The organism is Streptomyces sp. NPDC050164 (assembly GCF_044459945.1).
Lineage (GTDB): Bacteria > Actinomycetota > Actinomycetes > Streptomycetales > Streptomycetaceae > Streptomyces > Streptomyces coeruleorubidus_A.
The window spans coordinates 43,934-62,403 of the sequence record NZ_JBITJK010000027.1 but is presented as its reverse complement, the minus strand read 5'-3'; the positions used below and the strand labels follow the sequence as shown (position 1 = coordinate 62,403).

General features: G+C 71.3%; 12 protein-coding genes. 9 read left to right on the top strand and 3 right to left on the bottom strand.

Annotation, left to right across the window (positions count from 1 at the left end; translation table 11 throughout):
- Positions 1-3: 3 nt before the first annotated feature.
- The 3 genes from nuoL to nuoN are packed head-to-tail and all read left to right on the top strand — an operon-like array spanning position 4 to position 5,191.
- A complete protein-coding gene (nuoL, locus tag ACIBNA_RS29685; RefSeq protein ID WP_399168253.1) occupies positions 4-1,968 on the top strand; it encodes an NADH-quinone oxidoreductase subunit L in 1,965 nt (654 codons plus the stop codon).
- A gap of 5 nt (positions 1,969-1,973) precedes the next feature.
- A complete protein-coding gene (locus tag ACIBNA_RS29680) occupies positions 1,974-3,545 on the top strand; it encodes an NADH-quinone oxidoreductase subunit M (RefSeq protein ID WP_399168252.1) in 1,572 nt (523 codons plus the stop codon).
- The gene (gene nuoN, locus ACIBNA_RS29675; protein WP_399168251.1) at positions 3,542-5,191 is read left to right on the top strand and encodes an NADH-quinone oxidoreductase subunit NuoN; all 1,650 of its coding nucleotides are present in this window, start codon (positions 3,542-3,544) and stop codon (positions 5,189-5,191) included. The genes ACIBNA_RS29680 and nuoN overlap by 4 nt, the downstream gene beginning before the upstream one ends.
- A gap of 74 nt (positions 5,192-5,265) precedes the next feature.
- Here nuoN and ACIBNA_RS29670 read toward each other — a convergent pair whose 3' ends face one another.
- Positions 5,266-5,868 carry a Uma2 family endonuclease gene (locus tag ACIBNA_RS29670; protein WP_399168250.1) on the bottom strand — a complete coding sequence of 201 codons (603 nt, stop codon included), beginning with the start codon at positions 5,866-5,868 and terminating at the stop codon, positions 5,266-5,268.
- Positions 5,869-6,095: 227 nt separating this feature from the next.
- On the opposite strand from ACIBNA_RS29670, the gene recQ reads away from it, so the two are divergent.
- Positions 6,096-8,156, top strand: coding sequence for a DNA helicase RecQ (gene recQ, locus ACIBNA_RS29665; protein WP_399168249.1), 2,061 nt, complete (start codon positions 6,096-6,098; stop codon positions 8,154-8,156).
- A 356-nt stretch (positions 8,157-8,512) separates the two neighbouring features.
- Here the strand turns inward: recQ and ACIBNA_RS29660 are convergent, their stop codons facing one another.
- Positions 8,513-9,451: a M56 family metallopeptidase gene (locus ACIBNA_RS29660; protein WP_399168310.1), complete on the bottom strand. Its 939-nt coding sequence runs from the start codon at positions 9,449-9,451 to the stop codon at positions 8,513-8,515.
- Positions 9,452-9,705: 254 nt separating this feature from the next.
- Complete coding sequence (gene fahA / locus ACIBNA_RS29655; protein WP_399168248.1) at positions 9,706-10,917, bottom strand: fumarylacetoacetase; 1,212 nt, start codon at positions 10,915-10,917, stop codon at positions 9,706-9,708.
- A 309-nt stretch (positions 10,918-11,226) separates the two neighbouring features.
- On the opposite strand from fahA, the gene ACIBNA_RS29650 reads away from it, so the two are divergent.
- The 5 genes from ACIBNA_RS29650 to ACIBNA_RS29630 all read left to right on the top strand — a co-directional run bounded on the left by ACIBNA_RS29650 (position 11,227) and on the right by ACIBNA_RS29630 (position 18,469).
- Positions 11,227-12,486, top strand: coding sequence for a DegT/DnrJ/EryC1/StrS family aminotransferase (locus ACIBNA_RS29650; protein WP_399168247.1), 1,260 nt, complete (start codon positions 11,227-11,229; stop codon positions 12,484-12,486).
- Positions 12,479-14,863 (top strand): lipopolysaccharide biosynthesis protein, encoded by a 2,385-nt coding sequence (locus tag ACIBNA_RS29645; RefSeq protein WP_399168246.1) that lies wholly within the window; start codon positions 12,479-12,481, stop codon positions 14,861-14,863. The genes ACIBNA_RS29650 and ACIBNA_RS29645 overlap by 8 nt, the downstream gene beginning before the upstream one ends.
- Positions 14,864-15,069: 206 nt before the next feature.
- On the top strand, positions 15,070-16,884 hold the full coding sequence (locus ACIBNA_RS29640; protein WP_399168245.1) for a glycosyltransferase: 1,815 nt from the start codon (positions 15,070-15,072) through the stop codon (positions 16,882-16,884).
- A complete protein-coding gene (locus ACIBNA_RS29635; protein WP_399168244.1) occupies positions 16,881-17,321 on the top strand; it encodes a hypothetical protein in 441 nt (146 codons plus the stop codon). The genes ACIBNA_RS29640 and ACIBNA_RS29635 overlap by 4 nt, the downstream gene beginning before the upstream one ends.
- A complete protein-coding gene (locus ACIBNA_RS29630; protein WP_399168243.1) occupies positions 17,318-18,469 on the top strand; it encodes a glycosyl hydrolase in 1,152 nt (383 codons plus the stop codon). Before ACIBNA_RS29635 ends, ACIBNA_RS29630 begins: the two co-directional genes overlap by 4 nt.
- Position 18,470: the final 1 nt, after the last annotated feature.

Here is an 18,470-nt window from a genome sequence, read left to right as displayed (position 1 = left end):
ATCGTGGAGAACCTGATTGCGCTGCTGGTGGCGGCGCCCCTGCTCGGAGCGGCGGTCCTGCTGTGCGGCGGACGCCGGCTGGACGCCGTCGGCCACTGGATCGGCACGCTGCTCGCGGCCGCCTCCTTCGTCCTCGGCCTGGTGCTGTTCACCGACATGCTGGGCCAGGACGCCGAACACCGGGTCATGGCCCAGCACCTGTTCAGCTGGATCCCGGTGGAGGGCTTCCAGGCGGACGTCGCCTTCCAGCTCGACCAGCTGTCCATGACGTTCGTGCTGCTGATCACGGGCGTCGGATCGCTGATCCACCTCTACTCCGTCGGGTACATGGAGCACGACGAGCGGCGCCGCCGCTTCTTCGGCTACCTGAACCTGTTCCTCGCGGCGATGCTGCTGCTCGTCCTCGCCGACAACTACCTGCTGCTGTACGTCGGCTGGGAAGGCGTCGGTCTCGCCTCCTACCTGCTGATCGGCTTCTGGCAGCACAAGCCCAGCGCCGCCACGGCCGCGAAGAAGGCCTTCCTGGTCAACCGCGTCGGCGACATGGGCCTGTCCATCGCGATCATGCTGATGTTCCTGTGGTTCGGCACCTTCGCCTTCGGGCCGGTGCTCGGCAGCCACGAGGAGGCCGGGCTCGCCGGAGCCGCCGGTGAGGACAAGCTCACCGCGATCGCGCTGATGCTGCTGCTCGCCGCCTGCGGCAAATCCGCCCAGGTACCGCTCCAGTCCTGGCTCGGGGACGCGATGGAGGGCCCGACCCCGGTCTCGGCCCTCATCCACGCCGCGACCATGGTGACGGCGGGCGTGTACCTGATCGTCCGCTCCGGAGCCGTCTTCAACGGCGCCCCCGACGCGCAGCTCGTCGTCACCATCGTCGGTGCCGTCACGCTCCTGTTCGGTGCGATCGTCGGTTGCGCGAAGGACGACATCAAGAAGGCCCTGGCCGGCTCGACCATGTCGCAGATCGGTTACATGATCCTCGCCGCCGGCCTCGGCCCCATCGGCTACGTCTTCGCGATCATGCACCTGGTGACGCACGGCTTCTTCAAGGCAGGGCTGTTCCTCGGCGCCGGTTCGGTCATGCACGGCATGAACGACGAGGTCGACATGCGCCGCTACGGCGGACTGCGCAAGTACATGCCGGTCACCTTCGTCACCTTCGGCCTCGGCTACCTGGCCATCATCGGCTTCCCGGGCCTGTCCGGCTTCTTCTCCAAGGACAAGATCATCGAGGCGGCGTTCGCCAAGGGCGGCACCGAGGGCTGGATCCTCGGCGCCTGCGCCCTGCTCGGCGCGGCCATCACCGCGTACTACATGACGCGCGTGATGCTGATGACGTTCTTCGGCGAGGAGCGCTGGCGCAACGCCCCGACACCGTCCCCGGCCGAACCGGACGTGGAACCCGCCGCCGAGACCCGCGGCGAGTACACCCCGCCGCACCCGCACGAGTCGCCCAAGGTCATGACGATCCCGATGATCGTGCTGGCCGTCGGGTCGGTGGGCGGCGGTGCGTTCTTCAGCATCGGTGACCGCTTCATGCACTGGCTGGAGCCGATCACCGGACACGACCACGGCCACCCGCCGATCAGCGCCCTCACGGTCACGCTGGCCACGGTCGCCGTGATGGTCCTCGGTGTCGCCGTCGCCTGGGCGCAGTACGGCCGCCGCCCGGTCCCGGCCGTCGCCCCGCGCGGCTCGCTGCTCACCCGGGCCGCCCGGCGCGACCTGCTCCAGGACGACTTCAACCACGTCGTCCTGGTCCGCGGCGGCGAGCACCTCACGCGGTCCCTGGTCTACGTCGACCACACCATGGTCGACGGCGTCGTCAACGGCACGGCGGCCTCGGTCGGCGGCCTCTCCGGGCGGATGCGCAAGCTGCAGAACGGCTTCGCCCGCTCCTACGCGGTCTCGATGTTCGGCGGCGCGGCGGTCATCGTCGCCGCGACCCTGCTGATGAGGGCGGTCTGATACCGATGTCCTTTCCTCTGCTGACAGTGACAGCGGCGCTCCCGGCCGTCGGGGCGATCGCCACGGCCGCCGTACCGGCCGCGAAGCGCACCGCCGCCAAATGGCTGGCGCTGCTCTTCTCGCTCGCCACGCTCGTCCTGGCGATCACCGTCCTGGTGCGCTTCGACCCGGACGGCGACCGCTACCAGCTCACCGAGTCCCACGCCTGGATCGCGGACTTCGGTGTCCGCTACGAACTGGGCGTGGACGGCATCGCGGTGGCGCTGATCGCGCTGACCGCCCTGCTGATCCCCTTCATCATCCTCGCGGGCTGGCACGACGCCGACCCGCTGGAGACCGGCAGCAAGCGCTGGCGGCCGACGCAGGGCTTCTTCGCCCTGATCCTGGCCGTCGAGGCGATGGTGATCCTCTCCTTCGAGGCCACCGACGTCTTCCTCTTCTACATCTTCTTCGAAGCCATGCTGATCCCGATGTACTTCCTCATCGGCGGCTTCGGGGACCGTGCCCACGAGCACGGCGAGAAGGCGGCGGCGACGCAACGGTCGTACGCGGCGGTGAAGTTCCTCCTCTACAACCTGGTCGGCGGTCTGATCATGCTGGCCGCGGTGATCGGCCTGTACGTGGTCGCCGGGAACTTCTCGCTCACGGAGATCGCCGAGGCCCGCGCCAACGGCTCGCTCGACATGGCGACCAGCACCGAACGCTGGCTGTTCCTGGGCTTCTTCTTCGCCTTCGCGGTGAAGGCGCCGCTGTGGCCGCTGCACACCTGGCTGCCCAACGCGATGCAGGAGTCCACCGCCCCGGTCGCGGTACTGATCACGGCAGTCGTCGACAAGGTGGGCACCTTCGCGATGCTCCGCTTCTGCCTCCAGCTGTTCCCGGAGGCCAGTAAGTGGGCGACGCCCGCCATCCTCGTCCTGGCCCTGATCAGCATCATCTACGGGGCGCTGCTCGCGGTCGGCCAGCGGGACATCAAGCGGCTGATCGCCTACGCGTCGATCTCCCACTTCGGCTTCATCATCATGGGCATCTTCGCGATGACCAGCCAGGGCCAGTCCGGGGCGACGCTCTACATGGTCAACCACGGCATCTCGACCGCCGCGCTGATGCTGGTGGCGGGCTTCCTGATCTCCCGGCGCGGCTCCCGGCTCATCGCCGACTACGGAGGAGTGCAGAAGGTCGCCCCGGTGCTCGCCGGCACGTTCCTGATCGGCGGCCTCGCGACCCTCTCCCTGCCGGGACTGGCGCCCTTCGTGAGCGAGTTCCTGGTCCTGGTCGGCACGTTCGCCCGGTACCCGGTGATCGGCATCATCGCCACCTTCGGCATCGTGCTCGCCGCGCTCTACACCCTCGTCCTCTACCAGCGGACGATGACGGGCCCGGTGAAACCGGAGGTCGCGGCCATGCCGGACCTCAGGGTGCGTGAACTCGTGGTCGTCGCCCCGCTGGTCGTACTGCTGATCTTCCTGGGCGTCTACCCGAAGCCCGTCACGGACATCGTCAACCCGGCGGTCAAGCAGACCATGTCCGACGTACAGAAGAAGGACCCCCAGCCCGAGGTGGAGGCGGCCAAGTGAGCGCAACAGCCGTCCACAGCCTGTGGACAACCGCGGCCGAACCGATCACCAAGATCGACGCGCCGAAGTTCGAGTACGGACAGTTGGCGCCCACGCTGATCGTCGTAGGCGCGGCGATCCTCGGGATCCTGATCGAGGCGTTCGTACCGCGCAAATCCCGTTACTACGTCCAGATGTTCGTGTCCGTCGTCGCGCTCGCGGCCGCCTTCGCCGCGGTCGTCGCGCTCGCTGCCGACGGCTACGGCACGACCAAGGCGCGCATCGCGGCGATGGGCGCGATCGCCGTCGACGGACCGGCCCTCTTCCTGCAGGGCACGATCCTGCTGGCGGCCCTGGTCGGCCTGTTCACCTTCGCCGAGCGGCGGCTCGACCCGGTGGTGCACGGCAACCGCGTCGACTCCTTCGCCGCGCAGGCCGCGTCCGTGCCGGGCAGCGAGAGCGAGAAGGCGGCGGTCAAGGCAGGGTTCACCACCACCGAGGTGTTCCCGCTGCTGATGTTCGCCGTCGCCGGCATGCTGATCTTCCCGGCGGCCAACGACCTGCTGACGCTCTTCGTGGCGCTGGAGGTCTTCTCGCTCCCGCTGTACCTGCTGTGCGCGCTGGCCCGCCGCAAGCGGCTGATGTCGCAGGAGGCGGCGGTCAAGTACTTCCTGCTCGGCGCGTTCGCCTCCGCGTTCACCCTGTTCGGCATCGCCCTGCTGTACGGCTACGCGGGCTCGATGTCGTACGCGACGATCGCGCAGGTCGTCGACGGCACGGTCCAGGACGTCAACCCGGCGCTCGCCGACACCATGGGCAACGACGCGCTGCTGCTGGTCGGCGCCGCGCTGCTGGTGATGGGCCTGCTGTTCAAGGTGGGCGCCGTGCCGTTCCACATGTGGACGCCGGACGTGTACCAGGGCGCGCCGACGCCGGTGACCGGTTTCATGGCGGCGGCGACCAAGGTGGCGGCCTTCGGCGCGCTGCTGCGGGTGCTGTACGTGGTCCTGCCGGGCCTGCGCTGGGACTGGCGGCCGGTGATGTGGGCGGTGGCGATCGTCACCATGCTGGGCGGTGCGATCGTCGCGATCACGCAGACCGACATCAAGCGGCTGCTGGCGTACTCGTCGATCGCGCACGCCGGGTTCATCCTCGCGGGTGTCATCGCGACCACGCCCGACGGTGTCTCGTCGGTGCTGTTCTACCTGGCCGCGTACTCGTTCGTGACGATCGGCGCCTTCTCGGTGGTCACGCTCGTGCGCGACGCGGGCGGCGAGGCGACGCACCTGTCCAAGTGGGCGGGGCTCGGCCGGCGTTCGCCGCTGGTGGCGGCCGTGTTCGCGGTGTTCCTGCTGGCCTTCGCGGGCATTCCGCTGACGTCCGGCTTCGCCGGGAAGTTCGCCGTGTTCAAGGCGGCGGCGGAGGGTGGGGCCGCCCCGCTCGTCGTGATCGGTGTGATCTCGTCGGCGATCGCGGCGTTCTTCTACATCCGCGTCATCGTGCTGATGTTCTTCAGCGAGCCACGGCCGGAGGGCCCGACGGTGGCCGTGCCGTCGCCGCTGACGATCACGGCGATCGGGATCGGCGTGGCGGTCACGCTGGTGCTCGGTGTGGCGCCGCAGTACTTCCTGGATCTGGCGGGGCAGGCGGGGGTGTTCGTGCGCTGACGCTCCGCTTGCTGCGAGACAGCGGCCCGGTTCCCCTCAGGGGGTGCCGGGCCGCTGTCCCTCGCGGGGCCGGGTTACTCGCTCTGCTCGTGCCGCGTTTTGATCTTGGTCAGGTCCAGGTCCAGCGCGAAGGGGGCGTCGACCTTCATCCGTTCGCGGAAGATGCCCACGCTGGTGTAGGCGCCCGTGGTCGGTTCCAGCTCGAAGGCGTGGACCGCAGCGCGACCCTTCTCGCTCTCGACGCGCCAGTAGTGGGGGATCTTGGCTCGCGCGTACTTGAGGGGCTTGGTCTCGCGGTCACGGGACACGGAGTCGTCCGATACGACCTCGATGGCCAGAAGAACGGCCTCTGCCGGGAACCGGGTCTGGTCCGGCTCCTTCACCACGTTCCCGCGCACCACGACCACGTCCGGCTCGGGCCTGTTCTGGCGGTCGATGTCAATGGTGAACTCCCGAAAGACCTCGAATTCCGCTGGTGCCAGAGACTGGAGCTGCCACTTGAAGAAGTCAATGGCGCGCTCGTGAAAGATGGTCTGCGGACTCACGAAGACCAGGCTCCCGTCGATCAGTTCCGTGTGCGGAGGCAGATTCGGGAGGCGGTCCAGGTCGTCGGCGGTCCAGCCGCCTTCCGGCGGGGTCGGCCAGCTCGGCGTGGACGCCTTCGGTGCGACGCTCATCAGTGCTCCCATGGGACGGAGTCTCGCCGGGTCTTTCAGACTATCGGGCGGAAACGGGCGGGGTCTCCCGCGAACGTGTGAGCGAGGTTCGTGTCCTTGACGCAGGCGTTCGGGGCGGCCTGTGGATAACTCCGGAGCTGTCGGTGCGGGCGCCTATGGTGGACGCAGTGGTCGAGGCGCGACGCACGGGGGACGGAACGATGGGCGCTACGGGCGGGACGGGTGTGATGACGGAACTGGACGCGGTGACCGGGAACGGGGGCGGTGCGGGCAGCGGCCTCGCCGGGCCGCTCGGCGCCGACGCGAGCGAGGCGCTGGTCGCGCTGCACCGGGTCTTCGGCTACGAGGCCTTCCGCGGTGAGCAGGAAGCCGTCATCGACCACGTCGTGGCGGGCGGCGACGCTGTCGTGCTTATGCCGACCGGCGGCGGCAAGTCGTTGTGCTACCAGATCCCGTCCCTGGTCAGGCCGGGTACGGGTGTGGTCGTCTCCCCGCTCATCGCCCTGATGCAGGACCAGGTGGACGCGCTGCGGGCGCTCGGCGTACGAGCCGGGTTCATGAACTCCACGCAGGACTTCGACGAGCGGCGGATGGTGGAGGCCGAGTTCCTCGCCGGGGAGCTGGACCTGCTGTACCTGGCGCCGGAGCGGCTGCGGCTTCAGAACACCCTCGACCTGCTCTCACGCGGGAAGATCTCCGTCTTCGCGATCGACGAGGCGCACTGCGTCTCCCAGTGGGGCCACGACTTCCGGCCCGACTACCTGTCGCTGTCGCTGCTCGGCGAGCGCTGGCCGGAGGTACCGCGGATCGCGCTCACGGCGACGGCCACGCACGCCACGCACCAGGAGATCACCGAGCGGCTGAACATGCCGTCGGCCCGGCACTTCGTGGCGAGCTTCGACCGGCCCAACATCCAGTACCGGATCGTGCCGAAGGCGGACCCGAAGAAGCAGCTGCTGAGCTTCCTGCGCGAGGAGCACGCGGGCGACGCGGGCATCGTCTACTGCCTGTCGCGCAACTCGGTCGAGAAGACCGCCGAGTTCCTCAGCCGCAACGGCATCGAGGCGGTGCCGTACCACGCGGGCCTGGACTCGGGTACGCGCGCGGCCCACCAGTCCCGCTTCCTGCGGGAGGACGGCCTGGTCGTGGTGGCGACCATCGCCTTCGGCATGGGCATCGACAAGCCGGACGTACGCTTCGTCGCCCACCTCGACCTGCCCAAGTCGGTCGAGGGCTACTACCAGGAGACGGGCCGGGCCGGCCGCGACGGGCTGCCCTCGACGGCCTGGATGGCCTACGGGCTGAACGACGTCATCCAGCAGCGCAAGCTGATCCAGTCCGGCGAGGGCGACGAGGCCTTCCGGCGCCGGGCCCAGGCCCACCTGGACTCGATGCTGGCGCTGTGCGAGACGGCCCAGTGCCGCCGGGGCCAGCTCCTCGCCTACTTCGGCCAGGACCCGGACCCGTCCGGTTGCGGCAACTGCGACACCTGCCTGACCCCGCCGGAGACCTGGGACGGCACCATCGCGGCGCAGAAGGCGCTGTCGACGGTGGTCCGGCTGCAGCGGGAGCGCGGGCAGAAGTTCGGCGCGGTGCAGATCGTCGACATCCTGCTGGGCAAGCGGACCGGCAAGGTGATTCAGTTCGACCACGACCAGCTGTCGGTGTTCGGCATCGGCGACGAGCTGACCGAGGGCGAATGGCGCGGTGTGATCCGGCAGTTGCTGGCCCAGGGGCTGCTCGCGGTCGAGGGCGAGTACGGCACGCTGGTGCTGACCGAGGCGAGCGGAGAGGTGCTGCGGCGGGAGCGGGAAGTGCCACTGCGGAAGGAGCCGAAGAAGCCGGTGACCTCCCGGTCGGGGGCGTCGGGATCGTCGGGCTCCGGGCGGGGCGAGCGCAAGGCCAAGACGGCTGCGGCAGAGCTGCCCGAGGAACTGCTGCCGGCCTTCGAGGCGCTGCGCGCCTGGCGCGCCGAGCAGGCTCGCGAGCAGGGCGTCCCGGCGTACGTCATCTTCCACGACGCCACGCTGCGGGAGATCGCCACGGTGTGGCCGAACTCGGTGGCCGAGCTCGGTGGGATCAGCGGGGTGGGCGAGAAGAAGCTCGCGACGTACGGGGAGGGTGTGCTGGAGGTCCTCGCGTCACTGGGCGGGCCGCAGGGCGCGGCTCCGGTGGCCGGCTCGGCTGCGGTGGCCGGCTCGACGGTGGCTGAGGCGCCCGGCCAGGACCCGGGCGGACCGGAGGATTGGCCGGAGCTGGACGGGGAGCCGGAGCCCGACTGGATATAGGGCCGAGCTCCCGCTGGGGCAGGGGCAGGGCATCGGCAGAGCTGGGCGTTGGTCCGGCCTGGGCATTGGCCTGCGCTCCCGGCCGGGGCATCGGCAGGGCTGGGCGTCCGCCCGCCTGGCCTGGGCGTCGGCCTGCGCTCCCGGCCGTGCCGCGCAGCGGGTCGCCACAGTGCCGTGCCGCGTACGCCCTGTCGTAGCCGTACGGGCCTGGGAGCCCGGCGCCGGGAAAACGCGCGGTGCGGGGCAGCCGGCGGGTGAGGGGGCGGCCCCGCAGCTCCACGACCGCGGAGGCGCGGCCCAGCCGAGCCCGCCGACGGTGACCATGCCGGCGCCACCGGCCGCCCGGGCCGGTAGGGCTACGACAGGGCGGTCAGCCCCGGCGCGAACACGATCAGCAGGGGCAGCAGCGGTACCAGCGCGGCCGTGGTGGTCGTCAGGGCCCGGTGCCGGCGGCCCAGCCGGGGCGGCGGTTCCAGGAGCCGGTCGACCCGCTCGCCCAGCAGCCGGTGGCTGGAGGCGCAGGACAGGACGCCGCGGTGCTGGTTGAGCTCGATCAGGGCCAGGGCCGTGGTCAGGTGGCCGCAGCGGCGGGAGGCCGTGTCGTCGGCGGCCAGTTCGACCAGGCGGTGCGTCTGGTCGCAGAAGTGGGCGAACAGCGGGATGCGGGGGAAACCGGTGGCCAGGGCGGTGGACAGGTGCAGTAGCCAGTCGTGGCGGGCGCGGGCGTGGCCGCGCTCGTGGGTGAGGACGGCGTCGAGCTGGTGGTCCGTGAGGCGGTGCAGCGCGCCCGTGGTGACGATCAGCTGGGGCGGGTTGCCGGGCATCCACCAGGCGTCGGGGTATTCGTCCTCCAGGACCAGGAGGGGGCCGCGGGCGGCGGGCAGTCCGGCCGGCAGGTCGGGGGCGCGTTCGCGGAGGTGGGCGCGAGCCTGGCCGCGACGCCGGCGCGCCTCGACGAGTTCACGCGCGAGCATCGCGGTCGTCCAGGCGGCACCGCAGGCCAGCAGCAGGGTGAGGGCGGCGGCCCACGGCGGGGTGGTGGACAGGTCGTACGCCGCCGTCACCGCGGGCGGAGCCGGCGCGAAGAGCTGGGCGCGGACCGTGCCGAAGACGGCGGCGGCGCCCAGGGCGAGTGCCGTCACGCAGCACAGCAGGACCGTGGCGACCAGGCACTGCCACACCCACAGCGCGACCACCGGCTCCCGCTCGGGCCAGGCGGCCCGGGTGAGCGCACGGGGAACGGGTACGGCGGCCGTCACGGCGACAACGCTCAGCAGGAGCAGGCAGACGGTCATTGCCACGGGCTCCGGTTCCTGGTCGGAAGAAGGGCGGCTACGGGTCGTGCGGGGGAGGGCGGCTGATGTGCGCACCGGTGACGCGGTTGACGTACGCACCGACGAACGCGCCGAACGTGCCGTGCACAGCGCGCGTGCGGGCACACCGCCCGACGCCCAGTATGACGGTGCCGGGCGGTGTGAGTCAGGGTTCCAGCGGCATCGGAAGCGCCGGGAGGGGCGAGTGTCGGCCAGATCCGGGTCGTGGAGCGCCGTCAGGCCGGCACCACCCGCCCCGTCACCTCGCCCAGTCCCACTCGCACACCGTCCGGCCCCGGCGCCCAGGCCGACAGGGTCACCACGTCGCCGTCCTCCAGGAACGTCCGCTTGCCGTCGGGGAGTTCGAGCGGGTCGCGGCCGTTCCAGGTCAGTTCCAGGAGGGAGCCGCGCTCGCGATCCGCCGGGCCGCTGACCGTGCCCGAGCCGTACAGGTCGCCGGTGCGCAGGGAGGCGCCGTTGACGGTCATGTGGGCCAGCTGCTGGGCGGCCGTCCAGTACATGGTGGAGAAGGGCGGCTCGGAGACGACGTGGCCGTTCACGGCGACGGTGATCCGCAGGTCGTAGCCGCCGGGTTCCTCGTCGCCGTCGTCCACGTAGGGCAGCAGCTCGTGCGTCCGGGCCGGCGGGGCCACCCGGGCGTCCTCCAGGGCGTCCAGCGGGGTGATCCACGCCGACACCGACGTGGCGAAGGACTTGCCGAGGAACGGGCCGAGCGGGACGTACTCCCAGGCCTGGATGTCGCGCGCGGACCAGTCGTTGAGGAGGCAGAGTCCGAAGACGTGCTCGCGGAAGCCGTCGAGGGACACCGGCTCGCCCATCCGGGACGGCACGCCGACCACGAAGCCGACCTCCGCCTCGATGTCCAGGCGGACGGACGGGCCGAAGACGGGAGCCGGGTCCGTGGGCGCCTTGCGCTGGCCCGCGGGGCGTACGACGTCCGTGCCCGAGACGACGACCGTGCCGGAGCGGCCGTGGTAGCCGATCGGCAGGTGCTTCCAGTTGGGGGTCAGGGAGTCCTCGGCGTCGGGGCGGAAGATCCGGCCGACGTTCCGGGCGTGGTTCTCGGACGCGTAGAAGTCGACGTAGTCCGCGACCTCGAAGGGGAGGTGCAGGGTCACCGAGGACAGGGGGTGGAACATCGGTGCGACGGTCTCGCGGTGGGACGGCACGGTCACCCATGCCGTCAGCGCCCGGCGTACGTCCGACCAGGCCGTGCGGCCCGCGGCCAGCAGCGGGTTGAGGGTCGGCCGCGCGAGCAGGGAGGCGTACGGGGAGCCGAGCGCGTGGGCCGCCGCGCCGGCGTCCAGTACGTGGTCGCCGAGCCGGACGCCTACGGTCCGGTGGGAGGAGCCGGGGAGGGAGAACACGCCGTACGGCAGGTTGTGCGGACCGAAGGGGTCGCCCTCGGGGACATCGAAGGGGGGCATCGGGTGCTGCCTCGCTTTCGGGTGTGCCGTGTCGTCGCCACGTGTTCGTGGTCGTGCCACACGTTACGGGTGGCACACCGGTCCTGGGCAGTGTCCGAGGAGGCGATACGGGCGAACGGGGCAGGTGGGCCCGGGTGGGACCGGACGGTGCGACTCCGGCGCGGCGGACGGGACGCCGCATTCGTGCGTGCCGGAAGTTATCCACAGGACGCGACGCAATCTTGACGGAGCGGTGCGAACGGGGCGACTCTGGGCGGGTGCCGGAAGGCCTCGGGGAGGGGGCGTTCCGACGGCACACCAGGGGGGCGGATGGCCATTGGGGAGGCCGGTCCGGGCTCGGTACGGCGTGGTTCGCAGCTCAAGCGGCTGGAAGAGACCATGCGCGTGCGGCTCGGCCGGGAATGTGTGTATGTACCGTCGTGCCGTTTCGGGCTGTACGTGGCGCTGCGCCACTGGTGCCCGCCCGGCGGCCGGGTGCTGATGTCGCCGGTCAACGACGACGTCATCTTCTTCGTCGTGCTCGCGGCCGGACTGCGTCCGGTGCAGGCGCCGTTGAACCCGCTCGACGCGTCCATCGACATCGATGCCGTGCCGGACGAGACCTGGAGATCGGTGTCGGCCGTGCTCACGACGAACCTGTACGGGAATCCTGACCCGGCGCCGCGCCTCAGGCAGAAGTGCGACGCGCTGGGGATCCCGCTGTTCGAGGACGCGGCGCACGCCATCGGCAGCCGCGTGGGGGACCGGCCGGTCGGGGCGTGGGGCGAGGCCTCCGCGTTCAGCCTGTCCAAGCACGTCGGGGCGAAGGCCGGGGGCATGCTCTCCCTCGCCGACCCGGGGCTGCGGGACGCGGTGGAGAAGACCTGCGCGGGACTGCTCACGTCGCGCCGACCGGGCTCCGAACTCGCCTACGCGATCCGGCCGTACGCGGAGGCGGCGGTGCGAGGGCTGCGGCTGCGGCGCGCCGCCTGGGCCGCGATCCGGCTGCTGGGGCTGGCCGACCGCGAGGAGATCCGGATGCCGCTGCGCCCGGACGAACTCGCGCGGGCCGCCCGCCGGGTGCCCGGGCTCGACGCCCACCACCCCTGGGTACGCGTCGACATGCACGACTACCGCCAGGAGTCCGGCCGGCTGCGGCTGCGTCGCATCGGGCGCAAGCTCGACCGGCTGGACGACGTGCTGGACGCCTGCCGGGCGGGCACGGAACTGCTGCTGTCCACGCCCTGGGCCAAGCCGCGTGACGCGTACGGCACCCAGCCGTTGTTCCGCGTCCCGCTGTTCGTGGCGGACCGGGACGCGGCGATCGCGGCACTGGCACGGCAGGGCGTCGTCGTCGGCTACCTCTACGACCCGCCCCTGGACGACTACGCCGGCGCGGAGTTCACCGACCCCTCACCGGCCCCCGAAGCGGCCCGCTGGTTCGCGCGGCACGCGCTGCCCGTGGACCCGCTGCGGGCCCGGACGGTCGTCGAGGTGCTTCAGCGGTTTGGGGCACGGCCGGTCGAGGCACCGGGAGAACCACCCCGCAGCAGGCCGGAACCGGGAGGGCTGGGTCAGTCCCGTGGCTGAGATCCAGGTGCACGAGCCCGCCACCACGCGCGCCGACGGCGGCGGACCGAAGCCTGCCGCCGCCGACGAGCACACGCACGACTCGCTGTTCAAGAACGCCTACTTCCTCATGCTCAGCACCGGCGTCTCCGCCGTACTGGGCCTGGGATTCTGGCTGGTGGCCGCCCGCTACTACTCCGAGGAGGCCGTCGGCCAGGGTTCCGCCGCCATCGCCGCGATGCGGCTGCTCGCCAGCATCACGGCGACGACGATGATCGGCGCCGTGGTCCGTTTCGTCCCGCGCGCGGGACGGGAGACCGGACGCCTGGTGTGGGGCACGTACGCGGCCAGTTCGCTGATCGTGGCGCTCGCCGCCGCCGTCTTCCTGCTCACGCTCGACGCCTGGGGAGCGTCGTACGCCCCCCTGGGCACGCCCATGGCGGGCGCGGTGTTCGTCGCGGCGTGCGTGGCCTGGGCGCTGCTCACGCTCCAGGACGGGGTGCTCACCGGTTTGCGCAAGGCGGAGTGGGTGCCGGCCGGGAACGCGGTGTTCTCGGTCGGGAAACTGGCCCTCCTGGCCGTCTTCGCCGGCACGCTGCCCGTCCTCGGCATCTTCGTCTCCTGGGCGGTGGCGATCGCCTTCTCCACCCTGCCGCTGGGCTGGCTGATCTTCCGCCGGCTCATCCCGCGCCAGGCCGAACTCGAGCGCGAGAAGGAGCCCCCGAAACTCCGCGACATGGGCCGCTTCCTGGCGGGGGACTCGCTGGGCGCGCTGTTCAGCCTGGCGATGATCAACCTGCTGCCGGTGATGGTCGCGGTCCGCTTCAGCGCCGCGGAGAACGGCTACTTCTACGTGGCGTACACCGTCGGCGGCACGATGGAGTTCATGGCCATCAACATGGCCTCGTCCCTCACCGCGCACGCCTCCCACGACCCGCGACAGCTCGCCGACGGCGTCCGGGGCGCCCTGCGGCGCATGACGCTGCTGCTGGTCCCGGTCGTGCTGGTGCTGGTCCTCTTCGCCCCCTACATCCTCACGCCCTTCAGTCCGGACTACGCCGAGCACGGCTCGACCGTGCTGCGGCTGCTCGCCCTCGGCGCGCTGCCGCGGGTCGTGGTGGAGTTGTACATCGGCGTACTGCGCGTGCAGGGGCGCACTGGTGTGCTCGCCGCCCTCCAAGGCGCCATGTGCGCCCTGGTGCTGGGCAGCGCGGCCGTGCTGTTCACCCCGGCCGGGATCGCGGGCGCCGGCTGGGCGGTGCTGCTGAGCATGACGCTGATCGCCGTGGTCTCCACGGCCGGGCTGCGAGTGGCACTGCGGCACGACGGCAGCGCTCCCGCGGCCCGTACGCCCGCCGATTCCTCCCATCCCTCCTACGGCACCCGCTGGGCGAAACTGAACGCCACCGCCGGGTACGGCACGACCTGGGCCCGACGGGCCGCGCACCAGCCCAAGGACGGCGACGAGGACACGGTCACGTTGTTCATAGGGTGCCCCGGATACGAACGCGAGGCGCTCCAGGCGGACACGCTGGCGCTGATCGTGCGGCCGCATCACCCGGACGGGCAGCAGCATCCGGACGCCGCGGAGAAGGGGGCGAGCGCCGAGGCCGTCGAGACGGCGGATACGAGCGAGGACCGAGACAGTCACGGGGAGCCGAGAGCACCCCAGCGCGCGGGAACCGCCGACTACGAGGACACCGCCGGGTACGAGAGAACCGCCGAGGCCGAGGACGAAACCCGGGAGCGGCGGCTGAGAGGCGCCCTCTGGAGCCTGCTCGGCGTCGCCACCGTCTTCTTCTGGGCGCCGTTGCGCGACCTGCCCTGGCTCGACGGTGCCACCCAAGCGGCACTGACGGGGCGTCAGCTGCTGGAGGGCCTGCCGTTGCCGTCGCTCACCGCGGGAGGCCTGCTGCTCGTGGTGTTCGTCGCCGCCATCACGCTGTGCACCCGGCGCGACCCGTGGCTGCCCGGCACGGCGCTGTACGCCGCCCTGCTCGCCCTGTACGCCGCACCGGTCGCGCTCGGTCGGGAACCGCGGCCGGTGGACGGGGCGTTGTATGTGAAGACGGCCGGCTTCCTCGCGGACGCGGTGGGGCTCGACGGGCCCGAGCCGCTGCTTCGCTGGGCGCCGCCGGTCTGCCAGCTGCTGTGTCTCGTACCGCTGTGGCTGCTGCTCGCGAGCGCGGGCGGACGGCTGACGTGGCCGGGGCGCTGGGGGGTTCTGTATCTCGTCGCGGTCGGCGGCTGGGTGTGGCGTGCGGCGCTCGCACCGGTCGCGCCGCCCCTGCTCGCCGTACTTGTCGTACTCGTCCTGCTCCTGCCGGTCTGCCGCCGCGCCGCGTCGGCCATGGGGCTGGCGCACCGCAGAAGTCCGAACGGCCGACCCAGCGCCTGATCAAGCTCCAGAGCCGAACAGAGCCACCAGAGCCGAACCGCCAGGGGGGAACCACCGTGCGTCCGCCAGTAACTCCGAGGGAGAGATCCACGCCAGAACCCACACCCGCACGGGACGGCGCGAGCACCCCCGGCAGCAGCCCCGAAGCCTCCAGCCAGTCCGCCAGCCCCTCCTCCTCGGAGTCGTCGAGCCCCGCCCATGAGCCCGTGACGGACCTGTCCGACCTGCCCCCTGCCCGGTCGGGGCGGCGCGCGCCGGCCTGGCCCGGCGTTCCGCTGCTCGTCGCGCTCGCCCTGTGGGCGTACGCCATGCGGCACACCGACGTCTCGCGGCTCGACGACTACGGGCTGGTCACCGCGCTGCACCCGACCTTCTGGGCCGGCCTCGTGGCGCTCACCACCGGCTTCTGGTTCACGGTCCGCGATCCGCGCCGGCCGGGTGCCTGGGCGGCTGCGTACGTCCTCGGGCTGCTGGTGATGGAGCGGGCCACGCAGGCCGTGCTCTACCCGACCCCGCTGTACGCCTGGGCGTGGAAGCACGAGGCGGTCATCGACCATCTGCTGACGGCAGGCGGTCTGCAAACGGCCGACCAGGTCGGCGACATGGCGGTGTACGACCAGTGGCCCGGCTTCTTCGCCGCGCAGGCCGCCCTGATGCGGCTGCTGGGCGTGGACTCGGCGGCGATGTTCATGGCCTGGTGGCCCTTGGCCTCCAGCCTGATGCTGCTGCTCCCGCTGCTGCTGATCTACCGCACCTTCACGGAGGACCGGCGGCTGATCTGGACCGCCGTCTGGCTCTTCTACGTCGCCAACTGGGTCGGGCAGGACTATTTCTCCCCCCAGTCCGTGGCCTACGCGCTGCACGTCGGCGTCCTGGCCCTGGTCCTGCGCCGCTTCGGCCGGTCCGCCGGGCGACGTGGGCGGCCCCGGCAGGCGGTGTGGACGGTGGTGCTCACCGTCATGCTCGTGGCGATCGTCATCTCCCACCAGCTCACCCCGGGCATGCTGGTCGTCTGCCTGATCGCCCTGTGCCTCAGCCGCCGCTACCGCGACTGGGTCCCGGCGGTCACGACCGTCGTGATCTTCCTGGCCTGGTGTCTCACGGCCGCGCTGCCCTTCCTGTCCGCGGCGATGCCGGACATGATCCGCTCCGTCGGTGACGTCGGCGCCAATGTGGAGACGGGATACGGCGCCACGCCGACCGGCGCCGGAGCGATAGCGACCTCCTGGGCGGCCCGGCTGCTGTCCGGCTCCGTCCTGCTGCTCGCGGCCGTCGGCGTCCTGCGCCAGCGGGTGCTGCGGCACCGGGCCCGGCCCCTGGTGCTGATCGCGGCGGCCCCGCTGCCGATGTTCGCGGCGAGCAGCTACGGCAGCGAGATGATCTTCCGGGTGCTGTTGTTCATGCTGCCCGGCGCCGCGTTCTTCGCCGCCGCCGCGCTGCTGCCCAAGGTCCGTACGCTGGCCGCCGACGCCGCGGCGAAGGAGGCCGGCAGCCGGCAGGCCGCCCCCGTGAAGGCCCGCGGACGAGGGCTCGGCGCGTGGGTGGGGCTGGCCGCACTGCTCGGCGGAACCCTGGCTTTCGTCCCGGCCTACTCGGGCAAGGACCGGATCAACTACTTCCCGCCGCAGGAAGTGGCCCTCGTACGACAGCTCTTCGACCAGGCGCCCGACGGCTCGCTCGTCGTGGCCGCCAACCGCAACTACCCGCTGGCGTACGCCTCCTACTGGAGCGTCGACCACTACTGGTTCCTCGACGACGCCCGCAGCCACGTCGACCGGATCGTCAAGAACCCGGCCGGCACCCTCGCCAGTGACATGGCCGGGGTGGAGCGGCCGGCCCGGGCCTACTTCCTGCTCACGCAGGGGCAGTTGGCCAACTCCGAGATGAACGGACAGCTCGACAAGACGCAGCTGGACCGCATCCAGAAGTCCGTCGCCGCCTCACCACGGTTCCAGCTCGTGGCGGAGAACAGCGCCGGATGGCTCTACGTACTGAAGCAGGCGCAGGGAGCGCAGCGATGACACCGCAGGAACTCGTGGTCCGGATGCTGCCGCCGTTCGGCGGCTGGCTCGCTCTCGCCGCGCTCGCGCTGCCCGGCGGATCGCCGCTGCGGGGCGCCGCCGTCGCCCTCTTCCTGGCGGCGGGCCCGGGCGCGGCCGTGGTCAGAGTCTGCGCCCCCGCGCTCAGGGCGCGGCCCGCCGAAGGGCCCGTCGAGCGCCGGGACCCGGACTTCGCCCGCCACTCCGACCTGCTGGAGCGGCTGATGCTGATGCTGTTCCTGAGCATCGGCGCCGTGATGCTCGTCGCGACCGTGCTGATCGCCACGCACACCTTCAGCGCGCAGCGGGTGCTGCTGACGCTGGCGCTGCTGACCACACTCGCCGCGTTCTGTCCGCCGCTGCGCGCCTCCCCGCCGCCGAGGACGACTCCGAGGACACCGAAGGGTTCTGCTCAGTGAGGTTCAACCGTCCCCACCGTCCCTTTCGCCGCAAGCCGACCACGACCGGACAGCACCGCAGGAGGCCACAGCCGCACGAGGGGCAGCCGTCCGCCGGCCCGTTCGCATCGAGCCGGCGCCGTCTGCTGATCACATCCGCCACGATCGTCAGCGCCGTCCTGGTCGCCGGACTCACCCTCCGGAACGCCTCCGGGCCGGACCCGGGAGCCGCCGGTTCCAAGGCGGACTGCCGCCCCACGGCGCTCCTGGAACCGCCCTGCGGCGCCTGGTTCGGGGCGTTCGTGCCGCACGAGCGGGACGACCTGCCGGAGAAGGTCCGCGCCTACGAGAAGCGCGTCGGCCGGGAGCTCGACATCGTGTACACGTACCACGACATGTCCCTGCCCGAGGGCACCCGCCGGGAGGGCCAGCTGCTCACCCCGGAGGAACAGCGCGTCGGCGAGGACCACCTGCTGCTGCTGTCCTGGGAGAGCAAGTGGTGGGGCGGCACGAAGCAGCAGCAGCCGACCTGGAAGCAGATCGCCTCCGGCGAGCTGGACGAGGCCGTCATCGACGTCCAGGCGAGGCGCATCAAGGACTACGGCAAGAAGGTGTTCCTCTCCTTCGACCTGGAGATGGACACCCGCACCCCGGACAACGGCACCCCCGCCGAGTACGTGAAGGCCTACCGGCACATCCACGACCGGTTCCGCGAACTGGGCGTCGGCAACGTGGTGTGGACGTGGATCACCACCGGCTACCTCGACCACGCCGACGAGATGAAGCGGATGTATCCCGGCGACGAGTATGTCGACTGGATCGGCTACAACCAGTACAACTACTACCGCTGCCACAAAACCGGCTGGCTCACGTTCGCGCAGACACAGCACGCCGCGCACGACTGGATCCGTAAGAACATCTCCGACGACAAGCCGCTGATGCTCTCCGAGTTCGGCACCGCCGCGGACTCGGCCCGCCCGCAGCGGCAGGCCGAGTGGTACGCGCAGGTGCCCGGCGTGCTGAAGGGCCTCAAGGGCGTCAAGGCCGCCCTCCAGTGGAACTACCGCGACCCCGGACCGCACTGCAACCTGGCCCTGGCGAACGACGCGGCCTGGGACAGCCTGCGCAAGGCGGTCGCCGACCCGTACTTCAACCAGCCGCTCAAGTAAC

Excerpts from the sequence above, each read along its gene's own strand:
- ACIBNA_RS29680 (WP_399168252.1), top strand. The coding sequence starts at position 1,974 with ATGTCCTTTCCTCTGCTGACAGTGACAGCGGCGCTCCCGGCCGTCGGG.
- ACIBNA_RS29670 (WP_399168250.1), bottom strand. The coding sequence starts at position 5,868 with ATGAGCGTCGCACCGAAGGCGTCCACGCCGAGCTGGCCGACCCCGCCG.
- recQ (WP_399168249.1), top strand. The coding sequence starts at position 6,096 with ATGACGGAACTGGACGCGGTGACCGGGAACGGGGGCGGTGCGGGCAGC.
- ACIBNA_RS29660 (WP_399168310.1), bottom strand. The coding sequence starts at position 9,451 with ATGACCGTCTGCCTGCTCCTGCTGAGCGTTGTCGCCGTGACGGCCGCC.
- fahA (WP_399168248.1), bottom strand. The coding sequence starts at position 10,917 with ATGCCCCCCTTCGATGTCCCCGAGGGCGACCCCTTCGGTCCGCACAAC.
- ACIBNA_RS29650 (WP_399168247.1), top strand. The coding sequence starts at position 11,227 with ATGGCCATTGGGGAGGCCGGTCCGGGCTCGGTACGGCGTGGTTCGCAG.
- ACIBNA_RS29635 (WP_399168244.1), top strand. The coding sequence starts at position 16,881 with ATGACACCGCAGGAACTCGTGGTCCGGATGCTGCCGCCGTTCGGCGGC.